At 36.4% G+C, this 25299-nt stretch carries 25 protein-coding genes; 3 read left to right on the top strand and 22 right to left on the bottom strand.

The window, feature by feature from the left end; all coding sequences use genetic code 11:
- Positions 1 to 65: 65 nt before the first annotated feature.
- On the bottom strand, positions 66 to 1697 hold the full coding sequence (locus ACNTMY_RS02130; RefSeq protein ID WP_423216476.1) for a Na/Pi cotransporter family protein: 1632 nt from the start codon (positions 1695 to 1697) through the stop codon (positions 66 to 68).
- A gap of 361 nt (positions 1698 to 2058) precedes the next feature.
- Here ACNTMY_RS02130 and ACNTMY_RS02125 point away from each other — a divergent pair, with 361 nt between their 5' ends.
- Positions 2059 to 2670: a GA-like domain-containing protein gene (locus ACNTMY_RS02125; RefSeq protein WP_423216475.1), complete on the top strand. Its 612-nt coding sequence runs from the start codon at positions 2059 to 2061 to the stop codon at positions 2668 to 2670.
- 2 nt (positions 2671 to 2672) lie between these two features.
- Complete coding sequence (locus tag ACNTMY_RS02120) at positions 2673 to 3185, top strand: YgjV family protein (RefSeq protein ID WP_423216851.1); 513 nt, start codon at positions 2673 to 2675, stop codon at positions 3183 to 3185.
- A gap of 23 nt (positions 3186 to 3208) precedes the next feature.
- Here ACNTMY_RS02120 and ACNTMY_RS02115 read toward each other — a convergent pair whose 3' ends face one another.
- The gene (locus ACNTMY_RS02115; RefSeq protein WP_423216474.1) at positions 3209 to 4054 is read right to left on the bottom strand and encodes a DegV family protein; all 846 of its coding nucleotides are present in this window, start codon (positions 4052 to 4054) and stop codon (positions 3209 to 3211) included.
- A 132-nt stretch (positions 4055 to 4186) separates the two neighbouring features.
- Between ACNTMY_RS02115 and ACNTMY_RS02110 the strand changes: the two genes are divergently transcribed.
- Positions 4187 to 4744 carry a TetR/AcrR family transcriptional regulator gene (locus tag ACNTMY_RS02110; RefSeq protein ID WP_423216473.1) on the top strand — a complete coding sequence of 186 codons (558 nt, stop codon included), beginning with the start codon at positions 4187 to 4189 and terminating at the stop codon, positions 4742 to 4744.
- 33 nt (positions 4745 to 4777) lie between these two features.
- Here ACNTMY_RS02110 and ACNTMY_RS02105 read toward each other — a convergent pair whose 3' ends face one another.
- From ACNTMY_RS02105 to ACNTMY_RS02010, 20 genes are all read right to left on the bottom strand, one after another.
- Positions 4778 to 5593 (bottom strand): Cof-type HAD-IIB family hydrolase, encoded by an 816-nt coding sequence (locus tag ACNTMY_RS02105; RefSeq protein ID WP_423216472.1) that lies wholly within the window; start codon positions 5591 to 5593, stop codon positions 4778 to 4780.
- Positions 5586 to 6212 carry a trimeric intracellular cation channel family protein gene (locus ACNTMY_RS02100; RefSeq protein WP_423216471.1) on the bottom strand — a complete coding sequence of 209 codons (627 nt, stop codon included), beginning with the start codon at positions 6210 to 6212 and terminating at the stop codon, positions 5586 to 5588. Before ACNTMY_RS02100 ends, ACNTMY_RS02105 begins: the two co-directional genes overlap by 8 nt.
- A gap of 102 nt (positions 6213 to 6314) precedes the next feature.
- Positions 6315 to 6521 carry a heavy-metal-associated domain-containing protein gene (locus tag ACNTMY_RS02095; RefSeq protein ID WP_423216470.1) on the bottom strand — a complete coding sequence of 69 codons (207 nt, stop codon included), beginning with the start codon at positions 6519 to 6521 and terminating at the stop codon, positions 6315 to 6317.
- 11 nt (positions 6522 to 6532) lie between these two features.
- Positions 6533 to 8770, bottom strand: a complete 2238-nt coding sequence (locus ACNTMY_RS02090; protein WP_423216469.1) for a heavy metal translocating P-type ATPase — start codon at positions 8768 to 8770, stop codon at positions 6533 to 6535.
- A gap of 36 nt (positions 8771 to 8806) precedes the next feature.
- Entirely contained in the window at positions 8807 to 9238 is a 432-nt protein-coding gene (locus tag ACNTMY_RS02085; protein ID WP_423216468.1) for a CopY/TcrY family copper transport repressor, read from the bottom strand.
- Between the two features lie 105 nt (positions 9239 to 9343).
- Positions 9344 to 9889: a nucleotidyltransferase family protein gene (locus ACNTMY_RS02080; RefSeq protein WP_423216467.1), complete on the bottom strand. Its 546-nt coding sequence runs from the start codon at positions 9887 to 9889 to the stop codon at positions 9344 to 9346.
- 11 nt (positions 9890 to 9900) lie between these two features.
- Positions 9901 to 10431 (bottom strand): TIGR00730 family Rossman fold protein, encoded by a 531-nt coding sequence (locus ACNTMY_RS02075; RefSeq protein ID WP_423216466.1) that lies wholly within the window; start codon positions 10429 to 10431, stop codon positions 9901 to 9903.
- A 69-nt stretch (positions 10432 to 10500) separates the two neighbouring features.
- Entirely contained in the window at positions 10501 to 11754 is a 1254-nt protein-coding gene (locus ACNTMY_RS02070; RefSeq protein ID WP_423216465.1) for a GHKL domain-containing protein, read from the bottom strand.
- Between the two features lie 5 nt (positions 11755 to 11759).
- Positions 11760 to 12488, bottom strand: a complete 729-nt coding sequence (locus tag ACNTMY_RS02065; protein WP_423216464.1) for a LytR/AlgR family response regulator transcription factor — start codon at positions 12486 to 12488, stop codon at positions 11760 to 11762.
- A 33-nt stretch (positions 12489 to 12521) separates the two neighbouring features.
- Positions 12522 to 13274: a hypothetical protein gene (locus ACNTMY_RS02060; protein ID WP_423216463.1), complete on the bottom strand. Its 753-nt coding sequence runs from the start codon at positions 13272 to 13274 to the stop codon at positions 12522 to 12524.
- 3 nt (positions 13275 to 13277) lie between these two features.
- The gene (locus ACNTMY_RS02055) at positions 13278 to 14138 is read right to left on the bottom strand and encodes an ABC transporter ATP-binding protein (RefSeq protein ID WP_423216462.1); all 861 of its coding nucleotides are present in this window, start codon (positions 14136 to 14138) and stop codon (positions 13278 to 13280) included.
- 166 nt (positions 14139 to 14304) lie between these two features.
- Complete coding sequence (gene rbfA / locus ACNTMY_RS02050; protein ID WP_003067449.1) at positions 14305 to 14655, bottom strand: 30S ribosome-binding factor RbfA; 351 nt, start codon at positions 14653 to 14655, stop codon at positions 14305 to 14307.
- 103 nt (positions 14656 to 14758) lie between these two features.
- Positions 14759 to 17485, bottom strand: coding sequence for a translation initiation factor IF-2 (gene infB, locus ACNTMY_RS02045; RefSeq protein ID WP_423216461.1), 2727 nt, complete (start codon positions 17483 to 17485; stop codon positions 14759 to 14761).
- Between the two features lie 19 nt (positions 17486 to 17504).
- On the bottom strand, positions 17505 to 17807 hold the full coding sequence (locus ACNTMY_RS02040) for a YlxQ-related RNA-binding protein (protein WP_423216460.1): 303 nt from the start codon (positions 17805 to 17807) through the stop codon (positions 17505 to 17507).
- A complete protein-coding gene (gene rnpM / locus ACNTMY_RS02035; RefSeq protein ID WP_423216459.1) occupies positions 17800 to 18096 on the bottom strand; it encodes an RNase P modulator RnpM in 297 nt (98 codons plus the stop codon). Before rnpM ends, ACNTMY_RS02040 begins: the two co-directional genes overlap by 8 nt.
- Positions 18097 to 18114: 18 nt before the next feature.
- Positions 18115 to 19287, bottom strand: coding sequence for a transcription termination factor NusA (nusA, locus tag ACNTMY_RS02030; RefSeq protein WP_423216458.1), 1173 nt, complete (start codon positions 19285 to 19287; stop codon positions 18115 to 18117).
- 83 nt (positions 19288 to 19370) lie between these two features.
- Positions 19371 to 19868: a ribosome maturation factor RimP gene (rimP, locus tag ACNTMY_RS02025; RefSeq protein ID WP_024344612.1), complete on the bottom strand. Its 498-nt coding sequence runs from the start codon at positions 19866 to 19868 to the stop codon at positions 19371 to 19373.
- 205 nt (positions 19869 to 20073) lie between these two features.
- A complete protein-coding gene (locus tag ACNTMY_RS02020) occupies positions 20074 to 22014 on the bottom strand; it encodes a hypothetical protein (RefSeq protein ID WP_423216457.1) in 1941 nt (646 codons plus the stop codon).
- Positions 22011 to 24242, bottom strand: a complete 2232-nt coding sequence (locus ACNTMY_RS02015) for a glycosyltransferase family 2 protein (RefSeq protein WP_423216456.1) — start codon at positions 24240 to 24242, stop codon at positions 22011 to 22013. Before ACNTMY_RS02015 ends, ACNTMY_RS02020 begins: the two co-directional genes overlap by 4 nt.
- Positions 24229 to 25296, bottom strand: coding sequence for a glycosyltransferase (locus ACNTMY_RS02010; RefSeq protein WP_423216455.1), 1068 nt, complete (start codon positions 25294 to 25296; stop codon positions 24229 to 24231). Before ACNTMY_RS02010 ends, ACNTMY_RS02015 begins: the two co-directional genes overlap by 14 nt.
- Positions 25297 to 25299 lie beyond the last annotated feature (3 nt).

The following is a 25299-nucleotide window of genomic DNA, read 5'->3' as shown; positions in this document are numbered from 1 at the left end:
TACCAATTCAAAATTGGTATTAAAAAATACCTTTGAGAAATTTCTCAAAGGTATTAGATTTATGATTAAATTTGATTTTCAAGAACTTTTTCAACCAAGTTTAAAGCGTGGTCGGTAATACGTGTACATGGTGTAATAAGATCGATAAAGTTAACACCAGCAAGTGGCGTACATTCACCATTGTTCATACGTTTAATATGATTTTTACGAATGCGACGTTCCAAATGTGCGATTTCTTTATGACGATCAACCAACTCGTTTGCTAGCGGTAGGTCATTATCAATGACAACTTTAAGTGAATCAAGAATCATGCGATGTGTTTCGTGATATAGGTTGTCAATTTCTTTAACAGCAGCTTGTGAGAAAGTGATGTCTTTTGAAATATTATGTTCCATCAAATGAACCAAGCTGATACTGTGGTCACCAATACGTTCAAGGTCACGTGATGAATCAAGAACACTTGATAAAATTTCACTTTCGTGTTGACTTAATTGTTCACTTGAAAGATCAATCAAATATTTTGTCAATTCTTCATCGACATTATTGATAGTGTCCTCAAATTTTTGTGTCTTTTCAGCATATTTTTCATTTCTTGTTTCCACAAACAAGAAAGCTGCTTCAAAGGCTTGAGTCGCAAAGGCACCTAAGTGAATCAATTGTTTTTTGGCATTCCCAAGGGCAATAGCTGGCGCTTGTTTAAGAATAATCTTATCAAGATAAATAGCTTTGTACTTAGTAGCTTCATCTTCACCAGGAATTAATTTTGTAACTACAAATGCCAAAGTTCCAATGAATGGGAAGAGCAAAATGGTATTTGTAATGTTAAAAGTACCATGTGCAAAAGCAACTGTCATCGCTGGAGTCAATTTAAAGTGAAGTTCCATCCACTGCATTAAGCTAGTAAACGGCACCAATAGAACCATAAACAAGACAGTTCCGATAACATTGAAAAGTACGTGCGCTCCTGCAACTCGTTTTGCTGCAACATTAGATCCGATTGCTGCAAGCACGGCTGTAATACAAGTACCGATATTACTTCCTAGAAGAATTGGAATTGACCCTTGAAGATCAAGAAGATGCCCTGCATACAATCCTTGCAAAATCCCGATAATGGCGGCTGATGATTGGATAAGCATGGTCAAGCCAGTCCCAATCAAAACACCCATAACTGGTTTATCACCTAGAGTCGCTAAATAATCCTGAAAGGCTGGAACAGATTTTAATGGAGCCATCGCATCACCCATAATGTTTAGTGAGAAGAAAATTCCTCCAACACCAAAAATGATACGTCCAATATTGTTTAAACGTCGATTTGACGTAAAGAACAACAAAGCAGCACCGATAAAAATCATCGGAAGGGCATAATCACCCAAATTAAAACCAATCAGAAAAGACGTAACAGTCGTCCCGATATTGGCTCCCATGACAATACCAATCGCTTGTCTCAAGGTTAACAGTCCTGCTGATACCAAACCAACAGTAATAACTGTTACCCCTGAACTTGATTGGATTAGAGCTGACATGGCTAAACCAACAAGAATTCCTAAGAAAGGATTACTCGTATATTTGTCGATATAAAAACGAAGTCTATCTCCTGCTGCTTGTTGCAGACCGTCTCCCATGTATTTAATACTAAAGAGAAAGAGTCCTAGACCTCCAAAAAAACCAAAAGCAATTTCTTGCCAATTTACTGACACAGTCTTATCCTCAAATACTATAATTTTACCGAGAAAAAACCCGATACTTCCATTTTAATGTATTCAACGTAAACAGACAAGTATTTTTTTAAGCTTTTTCTAAATTGATAACGATTTGAAACAATCTCTTTCTTTTAAGAAGGCTAGTCCAAAACTATTTTTCAAATTTTTTATATGCTTAAATGATAAAAAACTAAAAATTCGAGGAGTTTTTAGGAAAAAGATTAATGCGCTGCCATTTATATGTTATAATAGGAAAAGACGCTGTGTCTCAATAAATACTACTAATCTAGTCTACTTTTCAGTGTGATGGCGACTTCATCATTACATAATATTAAATAATTCAAAAAAAGGAGCTCTCATGAAAGCAACAAAAAGTGAAGTTACTTATTTTATTCTAAGCATTATTTTAATTGCCCTAGCAGGCGGAATTTACTTTATCTTTGGAAACACACATACAAGCACATCAAGTTCACAACCTAAGACATCAATTAGCTCTACTTCTAGCCAAACTGATTTAGAAGCTAACGCACAAGCACTCCTAGCCGAAGCTCAAGCTAATCCATCAGCCGAAGCCATTTCTAATGCACAAGAAGCTATTAATAAACTTTCTGACGAAGCTAAAAAGACTGATTTGCAATCACAATTAGATGCTGTTTCTGCAGAGCTTACTAATAGAAATAACGCAGAATCTGCTGTCGCAACTGCAGAATCTGAACAAACAAGCCAAAATGTTGAGGCAGCCCAAGCTGCAATCGACGCCGTAGGTGACCAAACAACTAAAGATCAGCTTCAAGCACGTCTTGATGCTGTTTCTAATGCTATTGCAGCTGCTGTTAACAAAACTGAAGATACAACAGCAGCATCAGATAGCTCAGACAACTCAGACAGTTCTACTATTAATCCAAATAACACAACTCGAACTCCTTCTTCAGTTGTAACTGATGGTAATTACACTTATTACAGCTATTAATGATGTCGATTGGATTTATTTTTTCTGCGATTGGTGCGACATGTTTAGCAGCCGCATCTTTTGCTAAAACTAAAAAACACATGTTAACTTGGCAATTATCGGATTACTTCTTCACGATGATTGCTAATTTTTTACTTGGCGGCTACACAGGAGCCATTTCTATTAGTGTATCAATCATACGAAATACACTTATGATTAAAAATTGGGACTCAATCTACTCAACCATCCTTTTGGTGATAATACAGATTTCAGCTGGAACTTACTTTAATAACCTTGGTTTAATTGGACTACTTCCGTTAATTTCCTCGGTATCATATACTATCGTTTCCTTTGCAACTGATAAGGTGCAGTGGCTACGCTGGGTTACTGTTGAAAATATGATACTTTGGGCATTTTATGACTTCACTATTAAAGCTTACCCTGCTTTAGTTATGGATGTTTTCATTACAATCACCACATTGATTGCTATTGCTAAATATAGTTCCTTTAATCAAACGAAAAAAGAGCATGAGTGATACTCATGCTCTTTTATATTGACTTACACTGTTTCGTACCCTAATAAAATACCACCGTCTTCTCCGTAGAAACTACATAGACCTGATGCAGGTACGCATGTGACATCAGCTTGTGGGTATTTTTCTCTAATTTTTTCAGTCAATTGCTGACATGCTTTTTCGTTATTGGCATGGGCAATCATAACTTTACCACCTTGATAGCCTTCTTTGAGCATTTCATCGATAGTTGCTTGAACAGCTTTTTTCTGTCCACGCGCTTTGTGAAGAAGTTCCAACTTACCTTCATCGCTTGCTTTACCAACCATACGAATGTTCAAAAGCCCAACAACTTTTCCGACAAGTTTACTCAAGCGACCATTTTTAACAAGATTATCCACACGAGCAAGGACAAAAAGGAGTCTTGTTTTAGCTTGGTAAGCTGTAATTGCCTCAACCACTTCGTCAAAACTTAGTCCTTTTGCAATCAAGCGGCTCAATTCAAGAACAATCAAATCGATTTCACCACCTGCTGACAAAGAATCAATAACGTGAACATTCACATTTGGGTGTTCTTCTAAAAGCATATGTTTTGCAACTTGGGCACTATTTTGGCTTCCTGAAAGATTACCAGTGATTGTGATAGCAATAACATTTTCAGCACCTTGATAGGCTTGTAAGAAAGCATCTGGGCTTGGGCAACTTGATTTTGATGAAACTGGGCTTTCGTACATCGTTTTCATCATATTAGCAACATCTAAGCCTTCATCATCTACAAAGATTTCTGAACCGATTTGAATTGTAAGTGGGACATTTTGGTATTCAACATGTTCAGCAAGTCCTTCAATTTGTCGAATATCACATCCAGAATCTGTAACAATTTTCCAAGTCATATCTATATCCTCCAATCCATTGAGAGTAAAATTTATTTGACAAACAAAGTATTTTCACCTAAAATTATATCATTAATGCCCTTACATTAGCCATTAAAAACAATCAGATGTCACAAGTACGAGGTTTTTGTCATGACGGAAAAGACAATTTCAAAAAATTCCTTGCAAAATTTAAAAGTTTCAAATAAGGAATCACGAAAATTGACTCGTGAGTCCCTTGAAACAGCACTTTTGCTACTTCTTGAAAAGAAAACCTTGGACCAAATTACTATCTCAGAACTTGTTGCAAAAGCAGGAGTCTCACGCAACGCCTTCTACCGTAATTACAAATCAAAAGAAGCTATATTAGAGTCAATTCTAACCCAAATCGTTCGACGAATTTTTCGTGGTCTCAAAGCATTTGATTTGAAAAGTCAACTCTCCCAAGCTTGGCTTTTCATTTTGAACGAAGCTAAAAAAGAGGCACAAGTCCTTTGTACCATCTTTGAACAACACCTTGAAAAACTCTTGACAGGAATTGTCTCTAAACGCTTAAAAGCTTATCAAAGGTTCAAGAAAAAACGTAACTCAAACTACACTAACTCATTTTGGAGCAATGCCATTATCTCAGTTCTATCTAATTGGGTGGCTGATGATATGCGCACACCTGCTGAAGAAGTTGCAGCAATTGGTTTACCGCTTTTCTTATAAGAAGACAAAATCCGACCAAACTGGTCGGATTTTTTATTTATTCAACACATAATCATAAATGGCTTTTGCAACGCCGGCTTCATTATTAGTTGTTGTTTCATAGCGACAAATTGCTTTGACTTCGTCAGTCGCATTTCCCATAGCAACGCTGTGATCAGCGAATTCTAACATTTCAAGGTCATTAGCCGCATCACCAAGTGCCATAACTTCTGCTTGTGACAAGCCAAGTTTTTCTGCCAAAGCTTTAAGCGCTGTTGCTTTTGTATAGCCTTTAGGCATTGCTTCAAAGATGTATTCTTGGCTACGAACGACACTAAAATCTTTTGCCAACTCTTCTTCTTTTGCTGCTTGGAAAGGATCGAGCTGTGGCGCTTTTGCCATGTACATAGCTTGGAAAATAGTTTCATCAAGTGCTTTCATCTCATCCAAACTTTTAGCAATAGCTGTGTCAAAAACAAGACTTGCATCGTATTGAACCAATTCTGGAACTTCGCTACCTACAGCATAATAATGCTTTTCACCAGTCAAAGTTAGACACACATCAGGATAGTCAGCAATAGCTTCGTTCAACGTATCAAGTTCTTCATTTGTGACTTGAGCATGAAAAACAAGTTCCCAATTTTTTGTATTGTAAATTGTGCAACCATTATTCATGATGATATATTCTTCATCATCTAAGCCCAATTTTTCAAAAAATGGAAGAATACCTGATTTTGGACGTCCTGTACAAAGCACGATTTTTACGCCAGCTTTTGCTGCTGCTTGAATCGCTTTTACATTTTCTTCAGGAATTTTTTTATCAGAATTGAGCAATGTTCCGTCTAAATCGATTGCAATTAATTTAATCATTTTTAGTGACCTTCCGTTTTATTTTTGGCAAATGCCACTGACGCCAGTAGCCTATCATACGTAAGATTGTCAGAACTAAAACGAGCAAATAATAGCCTGGATCATTATGGACGATTTTAAAGAAAATGGCTAGCGCTGCTACAATAGACCAACCTGCATAGACTTCACTACGCAAAACACTTGGTTTTCGACCAGCTAAAATGTCACGAACAATACCACCACCAGCACCAGTCAGAACTGCTGCAACAATCACAGCACTCAAAGGCTGATGAAGTTTTACAGCATACATGGCTCCTTGAACACTAAATGCTGCAAGACCTATCGCATCTGTCAAAACTTCTGCCTTTTTCCAACCTTTGTGGGTAATGATATTTGGAAAAATCATGATAAATAGCATTGCTGCGAGCGCAAAATAAAAGCACTGACTTTGTGACCAAAGAGCGCTAATCGGCAGACCAATCAAAAGATTACGAATGGCACCGCCTCCAAAAGCTGTCACAAAACCTAAGATAAAAATCCCAAGTATATCAAAGTCTTCATCCATCGCAACAATTGCTCCAGAAAGTGCAAAAGCGATAGATCCTATGATACTTAATAAATCCCAAACATTCACTGTCATTTTTATTCCACACTAATTTTTTTCTTACTAGACTAGTTTATCATTTTTGGGCAAACAAAAAAACAGAGCAAGCTCTGTTTTTCAAAAATTTCCCAAAATCATTTATTTGATTTCTTGACCAAGTGTGAATTTTGTCCCTTTAAGAGCACGTTTTAGGAGAAATTTAAAAGGTCGACCTGTGATGGTTGCTTGTTTTTTTTCCAAATCAACTTTAACAGCTTTAACACCTGGAACAGCTGACAATTTTTCAGTCACTTTTGTGACACAACCTTGGCATTTCATACCTGTAACTTCATATGTTTTTTCCATGAGAAACTCCTTTATTTTAGTTTAATATATTTCAAGCGAAGAGCGTTTAATACAACAGAAACTGAGCTAAATCCCATAGCAAGTCCCGCAATCATCGGATTGAGTAAAGGTCCACCAAAAAGATACAAGACTCCCATCGCAACTGGAATAGCTAGAATGTTGTAGATAAATGCCCAGAAAAGATTTTCTTTAACTACTTTTATCGTCAAACGGCTGATGTTTAGAGCCTTGAGAACATCAGAAATTTCTGGTTTCATCAAAATAATATCAGCGGATTCAATGGCAATGTCAGTTCCTGAACCTACCGCAATCCCAATATCAGCTACTGCTAATGCTGGCGCATCGTTAATCCCGTCACCAACCATCGCAACCACTTTTCCTTGGCTCTGCAAATTCCTGATAGCTTGCGTTTTTTGGTCTGGAAGGACTTCGCTAATGACTGTTTTGATACCTGCTTGTTTGGCAATAGCTTGCGCTGTTTTGTTATTATCCCCTGTTAACAAAACCACATCAATGCCCTTGTTTTGTAATTTTGAGACGGTCTCTTTACTGTCTACTTTTAACAAATCCGCCACGGTTATCACACCTAGCAGTTGGTGATTTGCCGAAATGTAAATTGGAGTCTGACCTTTTTGTGTCGCAGCCAGCACTGCAGCCTCACTCGCACCCAAGTCAACCTGCAACTCTTCCATCAATCTGCGATTACCAATATAGAAAGTCTGCCCAGCTAAATCACCTTGCAATCCTCGTCCTGTTAAAGAAGTGAAATTCTCAACTTCTGAAAAAGCAAGTTTTTCAGCGACTGCTTTTTCCACAATAGCCTGGCTAAGTGGATGCTCAGAATATTTTTCAACGGAAACAACCTTGCTAAGTAGAGAGTTTTCATCATCATGATAAGAGATAATATCAACGACTTGTGGTTTTCCTTGGGTGATAGTTCCTGTCTTATCAAAAACCATGGTGTCAATGTGATGTGCATTTTCCAAAACGTCACCACGTTTGTAGAGGATGCCATTTTCAGCACCACGTCCTGTTCCAACCATAATGGCTGTTGGTGTGGCAAGACCAAGTGCACAAGGACAGGCAATAACGAGTACCGCAATAGCAACTTGGAGAGCGAAAACAAAACTTTCCCCCATGACAAAATACCAAAAAGCAAACGTAACTAGCGCAATCGTAATCACAATGGGAACAAAGACACCCGCGACTCTATCAGCGATTTTTGCAATTGGCGCTTTGGTCTGTTGTGCATCTTCTACCAATTTGATGATTTGAGCTAGAAGCGTCTCATCGCCGACTTTTTCAGCCTGAATCGTCAGAAAACCTTGACCATTAATTGAAGCACCAAACACCTTGTCATCAACTACTTTCTCGACTGGAATGCTTTCACCAGTCAACATCGATTCATCAATAGCTGAATGTCCTGAAACCACACGACCATCGACTGGGATTTTTTCACCAGGTTTTACCAGAAGGATATCGCCAATAACCACATTCTCAATTGGGACTGATTCTTCTACACCGTCTCGAATGACTGTTGCAGATTTAGCGGACAATTTCACTAATTTTTGAATAGCATCAGACGTGCGACCTTTTGATAAAGTTTCAAAATACTTTCCAAGCGTAATCAAGGTTAAAATCACTGCGACTGATTCAAAATACAACATGTGCACATGATGAACATGCCCAAGGATAATATGATAAACTCCGTAAAGGCTATAAACAAAGGCAGCACTAGTTGCCAAAGCCACTAAAGAATCCATATTAGGATGCCCTTTTATCAATGAACGAAATCCATTGACATAAAAGCGACGACCAGAATACATAACCGGCAGAGTCAAAACTAGCTGAACAAAAGCAAAAACGAGCGGATGACTATCCATGCTCACAACGTCTGGTACCCACAGTCCCATCATGCTTCCCATTGACAGATATAAAAGCGGTACTGCAAACAAGGCTGACAAAAGAAATTTATGCCACATATTTTGAGTAGCTTCGCTCTGGCGCTCAGACTGACTTTTTGCGGTCGTAGGATCAAAAACACTTGCTCCATATCCAGCATCAATAACTGCTTTTTCAATCTCCTCTTCGCTGACTAAGTCAGGATTATACCGAACAGTCATTTTCTCGGTTGTCAGATTAACAACTGCTGAATCAACATTATCTATTTTATTGACAGCATTTTCGACAGTCACAGCACAGGCTGCACAAGTCATACCGTCAATGACAAAGACTTCTTCTTTTTCCATAAGACACCTTCCTGTCTAAATATCACAAACTAACCATTAGAGTTCTAGATGTTCTTTACAGCGACATTGTCCAGGAATACAGTTACAAGGTACTTTATCTACAGTTTCTTCTCTTTTAGACAATAGCAGAGCTTGCAAGTCATCAACATCAGAATCAGTCATTGGAACTTCTTTTAACAAGTGTTTCAAAATAGCCACGTGCTTGCGCTGACAAAACTTTGAAAATAAATCATCTGCTTGCTGGTTCATGGCTTCCTGCTCAGAGACCTTACTTGAGTAAAGAAATCCTTTTCCGAGTTTTTGTCGTGTTAAAAATCCTTTATCTACTAGACGTTTTAAAAGCGTCTTAATGGTTGAAGCTGTCCAATCATTTTTTTCACCCAAAATGGCAAGAATCTGACTACTCGTTGTTTCCTCTTTCGTCCAAACCACTCGCATGATTTCCCATTCTGCTTTTGAAATTGACATCTTATTCCTTTCTAAAACCTTTTAGTTTACATTTGTAAATCCATTATAATTTTATCGTCTACATTTGTCAACAAAAACAGAGCACTTCGGTGCTCTGTAAAAAATTTAGATAGAAATTTTTAAGCAAGGCCATTTTTCTTGCCAATTTTTCTTTTTTAATCGCTCACGATAAACACGCATCCGCTCGCTATCATCCAAAAAATGAGGTGTTGGCTGAACAATAAAATCAAGAATATCCTCATCGCCATATGGCAAATAAAGTTCAAGTTCATCATCTTGTAGTCTTGCAGCAATTGCTGTGCAACGTTCTGGATACTTGCTAACTGCATCTCTTGCACTTTGATAGGGAGCCGTGTGAGGACTATGCTGGTGCATGAGAACTTGATTTTTAACTTCCCATTGATAATTGGGATAATTTGCTTGCAGCTGCTCTTGAATAACTTGAGTCTTCTCATAAGTTACCTCAGGGTCAAAAAAGACAACATCAATGTCACTTGCATCTGATAGACCTGGCTTTCCTGATAAGACATTCCAAATATAATTTCGCAAAGTCCCTGCTGCTAACCAAGCGTCCTTCAACTTAAGCTCTGCTATTACTTTTAAAATCCCTACAAGCTCATCATCTTTTAAAAAGAGTGCCTCAATGTCCATAAATCTCTCCCTTATTTTAAAAATGCCTCAAGCTCTTTTAAGTTGTTAACAAAAATTGCATTGTCACGAACTTCTTGACTGATAAAATCAGCTGATACCATTTTGTCAAATAGCTCAATCAAAGGATTATAATAGCCGTTGATATTTAGAAAAAGGCAAGGTTTGTGATGCAGTCCAACACGCGCCCAAGAAAATGCCTGAACAATCTCCTCAAGTGTGCCAGGTCCACCTGGCAAAGCCATCAAGGCATCTCCCTCATCCATCAACAGTCGCTTACGCTCATCCAGGTCAGACACTAAAGTTAACTCAGTCAAGTGCAGGTGCGCTTTTTCACGTTTTTGAAAATCAAGCGGAATAATCCCATACACCTCACCACCATCAGCTAAAACTGTGTCAGCAAGACAACCCATCAAACCATCCTTACTTCCACCATAAACCAATTGATGTTTTTGACTTACCAACCAGTGACCTAGTTTTACAACCACTTCCTTATAAATCGGATCATTTCCAAAACTTGAACCTAAATAAACTGTAATTTTCATAATCTCTTCATACCTCGCTAAATTAGTTTCATTATAGCACAAAAAAAGCCCGCCTGTGGCAGACATTCTTTACTTTATATTTCTAATAGGAATTACAACCATAGTCTGAAAAAGTTTCCGCTCACGATTAAGTTGTATATTGAAAAATCCATTTAACTTACTAACTCTCTGATTTATACTTTTTATACCAACACCATACCTACCAGCTTTTTTAGAGGAAGGCATGTAGTCATAGTTAATTTTTAAATTAGTATTCTCCACTGGATTAGTGACTTTAATAACTAATTTTTCATTTTTAAAGCGTAAAATAATTTTGATTGGCTCATCCAAATGATTTCGACAAACTTCTTCCATTGCATTGTCTAAAATGTTACCCAAAATAGCACAAATATCAACTGCAAACGAAGTTAAATCTAAATTGTATGGAACCTGCAAGTCTAAATCATAAATAATATTTTTACGTTTCATCTCATCTATTTTTTGATTCAAAACTGCATCAATTGGTAAGCAACCTGTAATTTTACGTTTTAAAAAATCCTGATTAAGAATATCTCTCGTTATTTTCTTTATATTTTGATAATCTTGTTTATCAGCATAAAATGCTAGTGAAGAAATAATATTTTTTAAATCATGTCTCAAAGTAGCAACTTTCTCTTCTTGTTCAAGTAGTTCAGCAGCATAATTACTTGTTTTTAGACTTAATTGACTTTCACTAATCTCCTGACTTTTTTCACTTAAATAATTGTACAGTACAAGAATTATTATATTAATAATGAATAAACTACCATAGAATAGAAGTCCTTGAATAAAGGAAAGTTTAAAATTTTCTAGTGATAATAGGATTGAAATAATCGGAGTTATTGTCAAAATAATGTATTCAACCTTGTTTAGGCCAGTAAGATTATTGATTTTAAATTGCCTAAGTCCTAAAATTACACACAAAAATATCAGCGATATCAAAAGATGAAATATAAAGAAAAAGAGCAACTGATTTGATATAGTATATCGAAATATCAAAGCTAATATCTTCTCTTGAATGACTAAAAAGAACAGCAAAAAGAAATAATGAAATAATTTTTTAAACAGAGATCCCGTTAAAAAATGAACAATAATAAAAAGTGTTAAAAAAAGTGATAGGTATTTAAAACTAATGACGTTCACTTGATTGAGCGTAATACTCATTCTCCCTACTAAGTATATAAAGAAAATCACAAAATAAAATTTAGGATAAGAAATACTTAAAACAAAAAACTGTTTTAAATATAAACAAATAACAAAAGATTGAAAAATAAACAAGGAAAGAAGCTCAACTAAAGTCATCATCGAACTCATATACCAAAATTCCTTTCGATAAATTGATTGTATAAAAATCTTACTGTTTTTCTTCGACTACGGCTGACACTAACATTTTTACCATTTATTAAGGTAATTACATTTTGGCTAAAAGTAGCGATATAATGCATATTCACAATTGTGCCGCTGTTTACCTTTACAAAATTAGAATCTGGTAGCTGTTCTTCAATAAGAGAAATCTTACCGTAAAAAGAAATATCTTCTTTGTTATTTAATTCAACGTGTATTTTCCTACCAAATTCAGAGTACAGCATCAAAATTTCATCAGTTCTTATTTGAAAATGTCTTGAACCAACATTATAAAACAAATAATTCTTTCTTGTCGCTAACTCAACAAGCGCAGATTTTAAAACCTCCTGTAATTTTTTATCTGCAACAGGTTTAATAAGATATCTGAACGGAGAGACTTCAAAACTTTCTAATGTATATTGCTCATAACTGGTCACATAGATGAGTATAAAATCCTTATCCACCTTTCTCAGAATCCGAGCTGTTTCGATTCCATTAAGTTCTTGCATCTCAATGTCTAAAAAAACAATCTGATACTCAGTAGACTGATTTAAGACTGATTTTATTAACCTTTCACCTTTACCATAACTATCAATTTCACACTGAATATCAGCATCATTAAAATACTCTGAAAGTCGTGATTCCAAACTGTTTACTTGAGATACTTCATTGTCACAAATTGCAATTTTATACATTTTCATCACCTTTTATGTTCTCAATTATAGCACTTAGAAACCTTTGCTTTCAAATTCTTTTATTGTTAATACCAAAAATAAATAACTTAATACTATATTACTTAAAGATTGAAAAATAACTAAGCCAATAGAAAATTTATAATCTGATACAATGAAAAAATAGCCTGGAACAAAAAATGCAATAGCATTAATATAACAAAATAATTGGCAAATAATATAAACCCCAAAACTAATAAAAGCTGATACAATTGCAGAATAGTGTAATGATAAATAAAATGCAACACTAATCAAAAAGATAATAAAAAGTAAATTGATAATACTAACTACCACAGACTCTATATTTCCTTTTGTAAATTCTAAATAATTATCAAAACCATATCTACTTTTAGCGATAAATACAATATAGACAATTGATGACACCATAACATTGACCAAATATAAAAACAATATTGACAGGTTTGCAGTTATATATTTTGCAACAATCAGAGATTTTCTTTTAAAAACTCTATTAATTTCTAATAAGATTTGACCACCTTGGATTTCCCCACCTAAAATAAAGGAAGAATTGTAAAGTATTAAAAGAAGTGGAATTGCTAACATTAGTAGAAAAATCCACATAGTTGTAACAAATGTTATTAAATCTAATCTCGCACCTATCGAAATAAAATTCCAATGAAAGAATATACCCAATCCATAAATCAATGACCAAGAGGATAACACTAAAAGTATTATGAAAACTTTACGTTTAATCAATTTTGTTAATTCTACTTTAACTAGTCTTTTCATTTTTTACTCCTTAAATAATTCCTTAATTGTATCAATCATTTCGATTTTTTTAATCTCTCCATTTAGTAAATAAATATTTTTTAATACGACGTTTAATAACGCCATGTTATAGGGAAGAATTATTTTATCACCGTCTATATCAGTTAAGTCACTTAACTTAACTTTTAATTGTTCATTTTGACTTTCTAATTCAATAATTATTTTACTTTCGTCACCGCCATTAAGTAACCTTACATGCTTATTCTGAACAATTAAAAAATAATCACATATTTCCTCTATTTCGTGAAGCTGATGTGAAGATATAAGAACTGTCACTCCCTTTTCACGTCGAACCTTCACAATATAATTCATCAATACCCTTACTCCTACAGGATCTAATCCTACAAAAGGTTCATCAAGTATGAGAAATTCTGGCTCGTCTAACAAGGCAAGTGCCAAGCCTAAGCGTTGTTTCATCCCAAATGAATATGTTTTAACAGTTTTAGTATTATTATCTAAACCAACAAATTTCAGCAACTCTACAATACGCTGTTCAACATTCTCAATACCACAGTTTAAATACATCGAAAAAAGTTTTAAATTGTCATAGGCTGAAAAATCTTCAAATAATTTGCAATCCAATAAGAAACCAATCTTATTCAAGCTCCCATTTTTAGTGTACTCTTTTTGTTCATTGAAAATAATTTCTCCCTTTGTTATAGGTGTAAAACCTAAAATCATTTTCATCAGTGTCGTTTTTCCACTACCATTTTTGCCTATTAAACCAACTATATCCCCTGACTTAATATCAAAATTAACATCTGATAGTATCTCCTGATTATCAAATGATTTATAAACATTTTTTACTTTTAATAAGCTAACCATTTTTGACCTCAATTCTTCATGTATATTATCTAGTATAAAAAAATAGTATTCTCATTTTCATTCCTTGTATTATTCTGTACATCAATATGTTGTAAATTGTCACCGAAAATTTAACAGCCATTTAAAGGCACAAAAAAAGCCCGCCTGTGGCGAGCTTTCATTTGTTTTATTTTTTAGCTTCCAAATCACGAAGCATTTGGTCAATTTTATTTCCGTATTCGATTGATTCATCTTTGATGAATGTCAAATCTGGAATTTTGTACATTGTTAAGTTGCGACCAAGTTCGCGTTTGATAGTTCCTTTAGCTTTTTCAAGACCAATTTGTGCTTTTTGGTTATCTGAAGCAAGTTCAGAATGAATTGTGTAGTACACTTTAGCCATTGAAAGGTCTCCAAGCATTTGAACATCAGTAATTGTGACATCTTGAACACGTGGGTCACGAACTTTTTTGTGCAAAATTTCGTTTACTTCACGTTTGATTTCCATACCAACACGGTCGACACGATGATTAGCCATAATTTTTCCTTTCTAATCTTTTTTGAAAAAAGCTAGGCTAAGCACGCCTAGCTTCTTATTCATTTATAAATTGTAACGTTTAAGACTTTAGTCTCAATGGGAATTAACGTTTAATTTCTTCCATTACGTAAGCTTCAATAACGTCATCAACTTTAATGTCGTTGTAGTTTTCAATCATCAAACCACCTTCTTGACCGTTACCGATTTCTTTAACGTCATCTTTGAAGTGTTTAAGGCTAGCAAGTTTACCGTCGAAGATAACGACACCGTCACGGATGACACGTGCGCTAGCATCACGAGTAATTTTACCATTTGAAACCATGAATCCACCGATTGTACCAACTTTAGATACTTTAAATGTTTCACGGATGATTGCTTCACCAATGATTTTTTCTTTGTATTCAGGATCAAGCATACCTTTCATGGCATCTTCAACTTCTTCGATAACTTTGTAGATGATTGAGTGAAGACGAATATCTACTTCATCAGCTTCTGCTTGTTCGCGCGCTTGTGGTGTAGGGCGAACGTTAAATCCGATGATGAAGGCATTTGATGCTTCAGCAAGAGTAACGTCTGATTCGTTGATAGCACCTACAGCTGAGTGAACAACTGACACTTTCACACCTTCAACATCAATCTTAAGAAGTGATGCAGCAAGGGCTTCAACAGAACCTTGTACGTCTGCTTTGATGATGACGTTAACAGTTTTAACTTCACCTGCTTTAAGAGTATCAAATAGGTTTTCAAGGCTGACACGGTGAGTAACTTGACGTTGTTTCATAAGAGCACGTTTTGCACGTTCTTCACCAGCAGCACGCGCAGCTTTTTCATCTTCATAAACTGCGAAGTGGTCACCAGCCATTGGGACATCATTCAAACCAGTAATTGATACTGGAGTTGATGGTTCAGCCACTTTAACACGACGTCCACGGTCATTAACCATGGCACGAACACGACCAAATGTGTTACCAACAACGATTGGGTCTTGAACATGAAGTGTACCTTGTTGTACAAGAAGTGTAGCAACAGGTCCTTTACCTTTATCAAGACGAGCTTCGATAACAGTACCGATTGCACGAACTGTTGGGTCAGCTTTCAATTCTTCCATTTCAGCAACAAGAAGAACTGTTTCTAGCAATTCATCAATGTTTTTGCCGAATTTAGCTGAAATTTCAACAAATTCACAATCACCACCCCATGAAGTTGAGATGATTCCGTGTTCTGCCAATTCACCGATAACGCGTTCTGGGTTAGCACCTGGTTTATCAATCTTGTTGATAGCAACGATGATTGGGACACCAGCAGCTTTAGAGTGGTTAATGGCTTCAATTGTTTGAGGCATAACACCGTCATCAGCGGCAACAATCAAGATAGTGATATCTGTGATTGAGGCACCACGTGCACGCATTGATGTGAAAGCCGCGTGACCTGGTGTATCAAGGAAGGTAATTTTCTTACCATTTTCAACGATTTGGTAAGCACCGATATGTTGAGTGATACCACCAGCTTCGCCTGTTGCGACACGTGAATTACGAAGGGTATCAAGAAGGGTAGTTTTACCGTGGTCAACGTGACCCATGATTGTTACGACAGGAGCACGTTCAACCAATTTATCAGGGTTGAGGTAATCATCATCTACGAAGAAGCGTTCGATATCAGCTTCATCAACTTCAACTTTTTTATGAGCTTCAATACCATAATCAACCATCAACAATTCGATTGTATCGCTGTCGAGGGATTGGTTTTGAGTTGCCATAACACCCATCATGAAGAGTTTTTTGACGATTTCTGCTGGTTCGCGTTTGATACGTTTTGCGATTTCAGCAACAGTCATGCCTTCAGTGTATTCAAATTCTTTAGGTAATTCGTGGAACTTACGCTCTGTTACAGGTTTTGGAGCGTTGTTACGATTGTTATTATGTTTACCTTTTTTGTTTTTCTTGTTATTATTCCAGTTACTATTTCTTTGATTTCTCACTTGGTTTTGATTATTCCAGTTTTTTCTATTCTTGCGTGGTCCATCTTCATTATCACGTTCATAATCACGTGATTTTTCAGGACGAGCTTGTTTCTTACGACGTTTATCCACAGCAGGTGCTGCTTGTTCTGCTACGACATGTTTAGGAGCAGAAGTTGCAGATTTTGCTGTTTTTACTTTGTGTTCTTCAGCCTTAGCTTTAGCATCCACACGAGCTTTGTGCTCTTGTTCTTTAGTTGCTTTTGCTTTACGCTTAGCAGCTTCTTTTTCGTGGATACGATTTTCGCTTTGACGAGAATACTCAGCATTTTGTTCTGCTTTCAATGCAGCTGCACGTGCCTTGAAATCGATACGTGGTTTAGCTGATTGATTGCGATCATTTCGCTGATCTCTTTGGTGATTATCACGCTGTTGATCTCTTCGATTATGATTTTGAGAATTGCGATCGCGTTGTTTGCGATTGTTTTGGGCATTCTCTTGTCTGTCACGATTAGAACGATTGTCGCGTCCTTGATTGTTGTTGCGCTTTTTATCGCCACCTTTAGCTCGTTTTTCAGCTTCGGCTTTAGCACGCGCTTCACGTTCTGCCTTAAAATTACGACTCTGAGGTTTTGCAGGAGCTGCTTTAGGAGCTTCCACAACTGCTTTCTCAGCTGCCTTTTCTACTTTAACTTTCGCCGCAGCAGGTTTTGCATTGCCTGAGAATTTTGCCGCAATTCGTTTGGCATCAGATTCGTCAACGCTAGAAGAATGGCTCTTCACATCAAGTCCTAATTCTTGAGCATAGTCAACAATTTCTTTGCTTGATTTGCCCAATTCTTTAGCGATTTCATATAATCTTTTCTTTGACAATTGATGTCCTCCTATTCTGTTAGTTCATAAGAGTCCTCATTTTCTTTGAAAATCCAGCGTCTGCTATGGCAACTACTTTACGTGGTTTACCAAGCGCAGCACTTAATTCCAGTGTGTTAAACACTGTGGAGACTTCTACTTTGTAATAATGACTTTTATCAGTTGTTTTCTTTGTCAAATTATCACCAGCATCATTTGCCAGAAAGACAAGTTTAGCTTTTCTAGATTGGATAGCCTTAATGACCAGTTCTTCTCCAGAAATCACTTTTCCAGCACGCTGTGCTAGCCCAATTAAATTTGACAATCTTTCGCGGTTATTCAAGACCTAACTCTCTTCTTTTGACTTTGTGATCTACGTAAGCAATCAATTCATCATAAAATGATTCAGGCACTTCCATTGAAAAGCTACGATTAAAGACGCGTTTTTCTTTGGCTTGTTGAGCTTCTGCGTTATCAAGTTTGATGTAAGCGCCACGACCGTTTTGCTTACCAGTTGGATCGATAAAAATCTCTCCTTCTTTATTCTTAACAATGCGAAGTAAATCACGTTTATCAATAACTTCACCTGAAACAACTGATTTTCTTAAAGGTATTTTACGTGTTTTAGCCATGAAACACCTCTATCTTTCTTATTCTGCGTCGTTTGCTACAACTTCTGTTTCAACAGCCTCAGCAACTTCTTCAGCTGGAGCAGCTGCTTGCTCTGCACGTTCAGCTTCTAGAGCTTCGTATTCTGAAGCTGATTTGATGTCAATACGGTAGCCAGTCAAATGTGCAGCCAAACGAACGTTTTGACCACGACGACCGATAGCAAGTGACAATTTGTTGTCAGGAACAACAACTGTAGCACGTTTGCTGTCTTCTTCATCGAAAAGAACCATATCTACTTCAGCTGGTGCAATAGCGTTATAGATGAATTCTGCTGGATCTTCAACCCATTGAATAACATCAATGTTTTCTTCAACAGGAACTTCAACACCAGCTTTTGCATCATAACGTTTTGGATGGAATTTGCTGATAACTTTTTTGATGTTGCTTCCACCGCGACCAACGATTGTACCGATAGCATCAACGTTTGGATTGTGGCTACGTACAGCAACTTTTGTACGGTCTCCAGCTTCACGAGAAACGCTCATGATTTCAACAGTTCCGTCAAATACTTCAGGAATTTCTTGTTCCATGATACGTTTGATGAATTGTGGATGGCTACGACTTACAAAGACGTTAACACCTTTTGGATTGTTTTCAACTTTGTATACGTAAACTTCGATACGATCGTGTGATTTCCATGTTTCACCAGGAATTTGATCTTGGTGTGACAATTGTGCTTCAAGAGAACCAAGGTTAACATAGATGAAACGTTGGTCAAAGCGTTCAACTGTACCAGTCATGATTTCGCCTTCGTGTTGTTTGTACTCGTTGTAAGTTACTTCACGGATTTGACGACGCATTTTTTCCATGATAGTTTGTTTAGCTGATTGAGCAGCAACACGACCAAATTCAGCAACAGATTCTTCAAAGCGAATTTTGTCACCTAGTTCGTAAGCTGAGCTGATTTTCAATGCATCTGACAAACTGATTTCTAGACGGCTATCAAAAACTTCTTCAACAACTTCACGAACAGTGTAGACTTTAAAGTCACCTTTTTTGTCGTCGAATTCAATAACACATGATTCAGATTGACCATAACGACGTTTGTAAGCTGATTTCAATGATTCTTTTACAGCGTCGATGATATCGTCTTTGTTAATGTGTTTTTCTTCTTCCAAAATACGGAAGGCTTCTAGCATTTCTTTGCTCATTTTTTTCGTTGCTCCGCAATAAGCAGAGCATTATCCTTTCGTTTATATCTAAATAAAATCAGATTGTAGTTTATAACAGTCGACTACAATTTCACTGCCAAACGCGCTTTTGCAACAGTCGAATATGGAATTTCAACAGTTTTCTTGCGTGTTTTGTCCAAATAATCAATTGTCAATGTTTCACCATCAAAAGCAACAAGGTCTCCTTGGAATACCTTAACTTTGTCGATAGCTTTGTAAAGACTCACATTGACATAAGATCCTACAGCTTTTTCAAGAGCTTCTTTAGTCTTCAATGGACGCTCTAAACCAGGGCTAGAAACTTCTAGCATGTATTGTTCTGGGAACGGATCTGGTTTGATAGCATCAAGTAGAGGACTAATAATTTCAGTTAAATCAGCTGTATCATTTACTGTAATACCACCTGGTTTGTCGATTAAGATACTAAGAACATAATCACTGCCCATTTTACCGTACTCAACATCAACCAATTCAAACGGTTCTTTAATAGCAGGTGCAACAGCTTCTGTAACCAATTCAATGATTGTATTTGCGTTTGCGATAAGAATCCCCTCCTTTATCTATTAAAATAAAATAGAAAGTTCAATCACATCGGCTGACTTTTCAAGCCACCTCAATGCTACTCGTAGAAATTGCTTTAACTCAACTAGTGTTAAGCACACACAAGAGGCGAAGTAACAAACTCCGCCTCCTTCTACTTATTTTATATCATCATACCATATTTCTACAGCTTTGACAAGTTAAAAGCTTATCCATCAATAAACCTCAACCTTTTCCATTTAGAATATCTGAAGTCTTATAAAGTCCTGGCGGATAAGTTCTACCAAACAGTTTTTTCGTTAAAGCATTGAATGTATAGTGGTCTTCTAGAATCAATACCTTATCATAAGCCTTCAAAAGCGCGATAAAATCTTTATCTGAAAATGTAAAATCATCTCTGGTATCAATATTTTCATTCCAAAGATAATAGCTTGTCGCACTGCCATTATAGGATTTCATCAATTCCAAGAACTCTTTGTCAGCTGAAACAAAGTTTTCTCTGGCATCAACGTTAACATCCCAAAGATAATAACGACTAGCATATTGGATAAAGAAACTATCAACACTTCCTTTGTCTGTCGTAACAACCAAGATTCTTTCTTTAGAATCATCCATCTTATTTCCAACAAGTTGATGAAGTTCCTTGGAAACTTTATTAGTTTCTTGATTATTATTAAAGACAATACTGTTATTTTCTGATAAAAGCATACCAACTGTATAAATCGACAAAAGCAAAGTCGCATATTGGTACAATCGCTTATTAAACAAACTCTTATAAGACTTTGCATTTCGACGACTAAACGTTTGTTCATACAGACACTTATCCATCTCCCAAGTGAGAGCCATAACCATATAGCCAAAAGTGAAGATAACCATACTTGACGCATAGCGTTCAAATCCAGCTAATTGCAAAGCTTCTTCTGTCGGCATGGCTGTCAAATACATCAATAGAATGCTGATATAATAAGTCACAAACGACACATCGATGAAAAACCAAGTCCCAAAAATTCCCTTCTTATGTTTCAAGCGAATGCCAATAACAACAAAAGCAACCAGCATTATCACATTAATGAGAATAAATCCTTGTGTCGCTAAACTACTAACATCAAAAATTGATTTCACAAATAAATTGATGATTTTTTCTGGAACGCCTGAAACATGACCAGATAAGATTTTTCCTAAATCAGCCATTGAAACAGCATGTCTCGCATTAGCTACATCTGGGAAATTATTTGAAACGTGTTTTTGCCAAATAAGAAATGGTAAAAAACTAGCAAGTAAAGTCACAATCATCAGGCCAAGCGCTTGGAATCGTGCTCTTTTTTGGATAAGCAAGCGCATCATGCATACAATATATGAAATCAAGGCAAGCAACACGAAGAACAAACCACTGACCTTAACAATGCTTAGCAAACCAAGCACAACTGCCATGTGAATTGAAAGCATCCAGAAACGATTGCGATAAGCAAAGCATCCTGCTATCGCCGCTAGAGCCAGAGCTGGTAACAAGAAATCAACCAAAAGATTATTCAAACGAATGGCAACATTGAAAGTATTGAAAACTGCAAAAGATGCGAAAATCATGGCAACCATCAATACACGACGGTCATCACGAAGAGCGCCAAACATGGCATAAAGAGCTGATGCAATTAGGAAGAATTGCCCGACCAGCATACTACCTTCTGAGAAACCAACAATCGTTGTAAAGAAATAGATGAACAACGAACTACCAACAGGATAAGTATAATAGCTGATAATCGTATCATACTGTGTCGGAAGTGCGTTATTAATGTGGAAAAATTTTACAATCGTTGCCCAGTGTGTAAAGTTATCATAATGCAGAATCGGAGATTTCCAAAGCGTCAAGCCAAACAACAAAAGATAAAACATCATTCCAATCGCAATATAGTCTAACTTTCGAAATTTGACTCGTTTCTTCCAAACTGCCCATAAATAATAAATACTAAACAGACAACCACCAACAGATATAGCATAAACCGTCGGTAGCATCAAACCAAGCAAGCTACCAATATGTAAAACTAGAGTAATCGCTGAAAAAGTAAATACCCAAGTCAAGCGACGATTCATTTTCAAGGCATTTCGGAAAAATGCATCGTATCCCATAGTAATAGCAAAGAACAAAAGTAATCTAAGAATAGTAATCATACCTTTTCCCTCCATTCATTTGCTAACGCCTTAAAAGTAGGCAAATTTTCCACCGATGGGAGATTAATAACTTGATAAATTGATTCGTCCCTATCAGGGTCATATGACACAAAAGCCAATTTAAAGAAGATGTCATGATAGATAAAATCAACAATTGGTTTTCTACGTGGATTTTCTAAACGTCCAGAGAAAGTCATGTAATAATAATTTGTCTTTCTGAGTTCACGAGCTTGTCCACCATAGTCTACTTTTTCATTCAATCTAACCTTTGGCAAGGCAATCTTGTCATAAGGTGATTCTTGGCGTTCATTACTTTGGAATCGTTGATTAAAGTTTTCAAGTAAATCATCCCAAGTTGTCATCCAAGAATCTTTCGTCGTTGGCAAATTATGATTAATACGGTCATAAATGTATTGGTAGAATTGACGAATATCATCTTTCGCAACATCTGTGAACTGAACACCATAACGCCATCCATTAACCTCATCATTTACCATAACACGAACGACGTGCCCTTTTGCAAGAGCGCTATAATTTCGTGACTGCAAGTGAAGAGTCAACTCTTTAGTCTTTGGTAAGTACAATGGCAAAGTTGACGTAAATGAAATACCTGTTTCTGAAATATCACAAACTCTGACATTATAAGATTCTCCGTCCACATCAATGACCATTGGTTCATCCACAACAAACCGTTCACTATTGCGATAAATCGGACGACCAACTGCACAGAAAATAGCAAACGTCAAATTGATAATGTGATACATTAACCAAAAACTAATGATACTACCATAGAAAAGTTCAGAACCAAATTTTCCGTAGTTAAAAGTTATCAATCCATACATGGCTAATCCCCAAAGAATGGCATAAGGAATGGCATAGAGATATAAAGTCCATGAAGAATCATTTCCTTTACGAGTAACTTTAAATTTCTTTTCGCTAATCCCAAATGATTCCATCATCAAGGGAATAACTAAGTAGGGTGCAAAAATGGTTTCAACAATTTCACCCCATACCTGTGTACGATATTCTTTTGAAACCTCTCGCATTGAAATCCGTGTCAAAGCGTAACTTGGTAACCAGAAGAAGAAAAGTAACCAAATATTTGAGACAACCACACGCACATGAAAAACAGTGTACAAAATCGGTGCCAAAATATACAACAATCGTCTAAAGAATGACCACCAATAAAGGTAACCATTAGTGTACACAAGACGTTGCCCTTTGGTCAATTTCGGATTGAAGAAGACGTTCATGTTATAGCTACTTTTGATAACACCACGTCCCCAACGAACACGCTGTTTAATAACACTTTTCAAATCTGTCGGCGTCAAGCCACTTGCCATAGGATTTTTAGTTGAGTAATTCACATAGCCAGCCGCATTCATTCGAACACCTAACTCGAAATCTTCAGTAATTGTTCCTGTTGGGAATCCTCCTGCATCTTCAATTGCCTTACGGAATATCACGGTATTTGAACCAGTGTAAACCGCTGCACCACGTGCATTATTAAAAACATTAATTTCTTTTGAAAAGAAATCTTGCTCATTAGGAAGTGTTCCTTCTGAAAATAGATTGTATTGAAAAATATCAGCATTGTAAAAACTTTGCGGTGTTTGAATCAAACCAATTTTTGGCTTAGTATACTCTTCACCCTTTTCATAAGCTTCGACCTGCTCAATAAAATACGGCACAGCTTCCATCAAGAATTCACGATAAGGAATCATATCTGCATCAAATGTCGCTACAAGTGGAGCTGATGTTTTGCTAAGAGCATTATTGTAGTTACCTGATTTTGCATCCTTGTTATCAGACAAGCCAAAATACCCCACTCCAAGCTCATCTGCAATCTTTGCTACTTCTGGACGATTGGTATCATCACAGACATAGATACGAACCTTTGACTTATCAGGATATTCCATAAAAGTGCAGGCATTGATGGTTTTATAAAGTAAATCTGGATCTTCATTGTGAGTCGCAATCAAAACATCCACATCAGGATAACGGTCATAAGAAATCTCAGGCTTTTCAAGTTGAAAATTCTTTTGTTTATTCAAAATGAGAATGTAGCCAGTAACCGCAGAAACTAGTTCACTTAGCCACAACAGCAGACCAAAAATCAAAGCAAACCAAGAATCATGCCAAGGAATCGTAGCCACTAAGCGCCAACTTAGATAGAAGACTGTCGTAATGAAGGCTGCAACGTATAATAAATTTTTAACTTTCTTCATTTTCACCTCCATTAAACACCAAGTGTTTTTGAACAAAGTAGCTAACGAAGAAAAGCACACCATCCACTACAATTTTTACAATTGAGATTGGAACAGCTGTCAAGGCATTTCCAACGACAGTTACCAAAAGACTTGATACCATGATTTGCACTACAACCAAAGTAAAGTACTTGACAGCAGAACTTGCTTTTCCTTTTTTGAAGACAACTTTATGGTTCAAGAAATAATTCACCACTGATGAAATCGCGCGTGCTAAAACGGATGCAAGAGTAACTGCACTAAAACTAAGTCCATTAAACAATGAAATCAGAATAGTAAAAGCAACGATATCAACTAAGAATGAGAATAGTGATGAAAAAATATACTTGAAGAAGACTTTATAAATGCGAAGTGAATCGCGCACCACATCAAAGTGTGATGATTGATTTTCATCGAGATAAATCGTCGCAATACCAACTTCACGAATTGGAATAGCATCTTCTTTTGCTTTCAAGAGCATATTCATTTCAAATTCGTAGCGTTCACCTTCAACATCAAGCAGTTCTTTGAGCCAACTTGCTGGCAAAACACGAAGACCTGTTTGAGTATCAGAAACTTTCATTCCAGTAAAAGCATCCAAAACATCACGAGTCAATACATTACCAAAACGGCTGCGAAGTGGAACAGAATTTTCAAATTTTCTCACACCAAGAACTAAGCTATCAGGATGACGCAAAAATTCATCCAAACATTTTAATGTGTCTTCATAAGTGTGCTGACCATCAGAATCAATCGTTACAATTCCTTTAGCTTGTGGAAGTTTTTCAAGGATATAAGAAATCGCTGTCTTCAACGCTCGCCCTTTCCCCTTATTCTCCGAATGAGTTAATAAATGACAAGCATAGTTTTTCTGAGCTTTATCAAATAAAGTTTTATAATCAGGACCACTACCATCATCAACAAGGATAATCTCAAAAGGCTTATTTTCTCGTGCTCGAATATCTCCTAACAATTCAAGCATGCGATGATCTGGTTCAAAGGCAGGAATTACAATAACAACATCTTGGTACATCATAAG

The sequence above is a fragment of the Streptococcus equinus genome, assembly GCF_049393735.1.
GTDB classification, from domain to species: domain Bacteria; phylum Bacillota; class Bacilli; order Lactobacillales; family Streptococcaceae; genus Streptococcus; species Streptococcus equinus_G.
The sequence above is the reverse complement of the archived record's forward strand: the minus strand, read 5'-3'. Positions and strand labels throughout refer to the sequence as shown.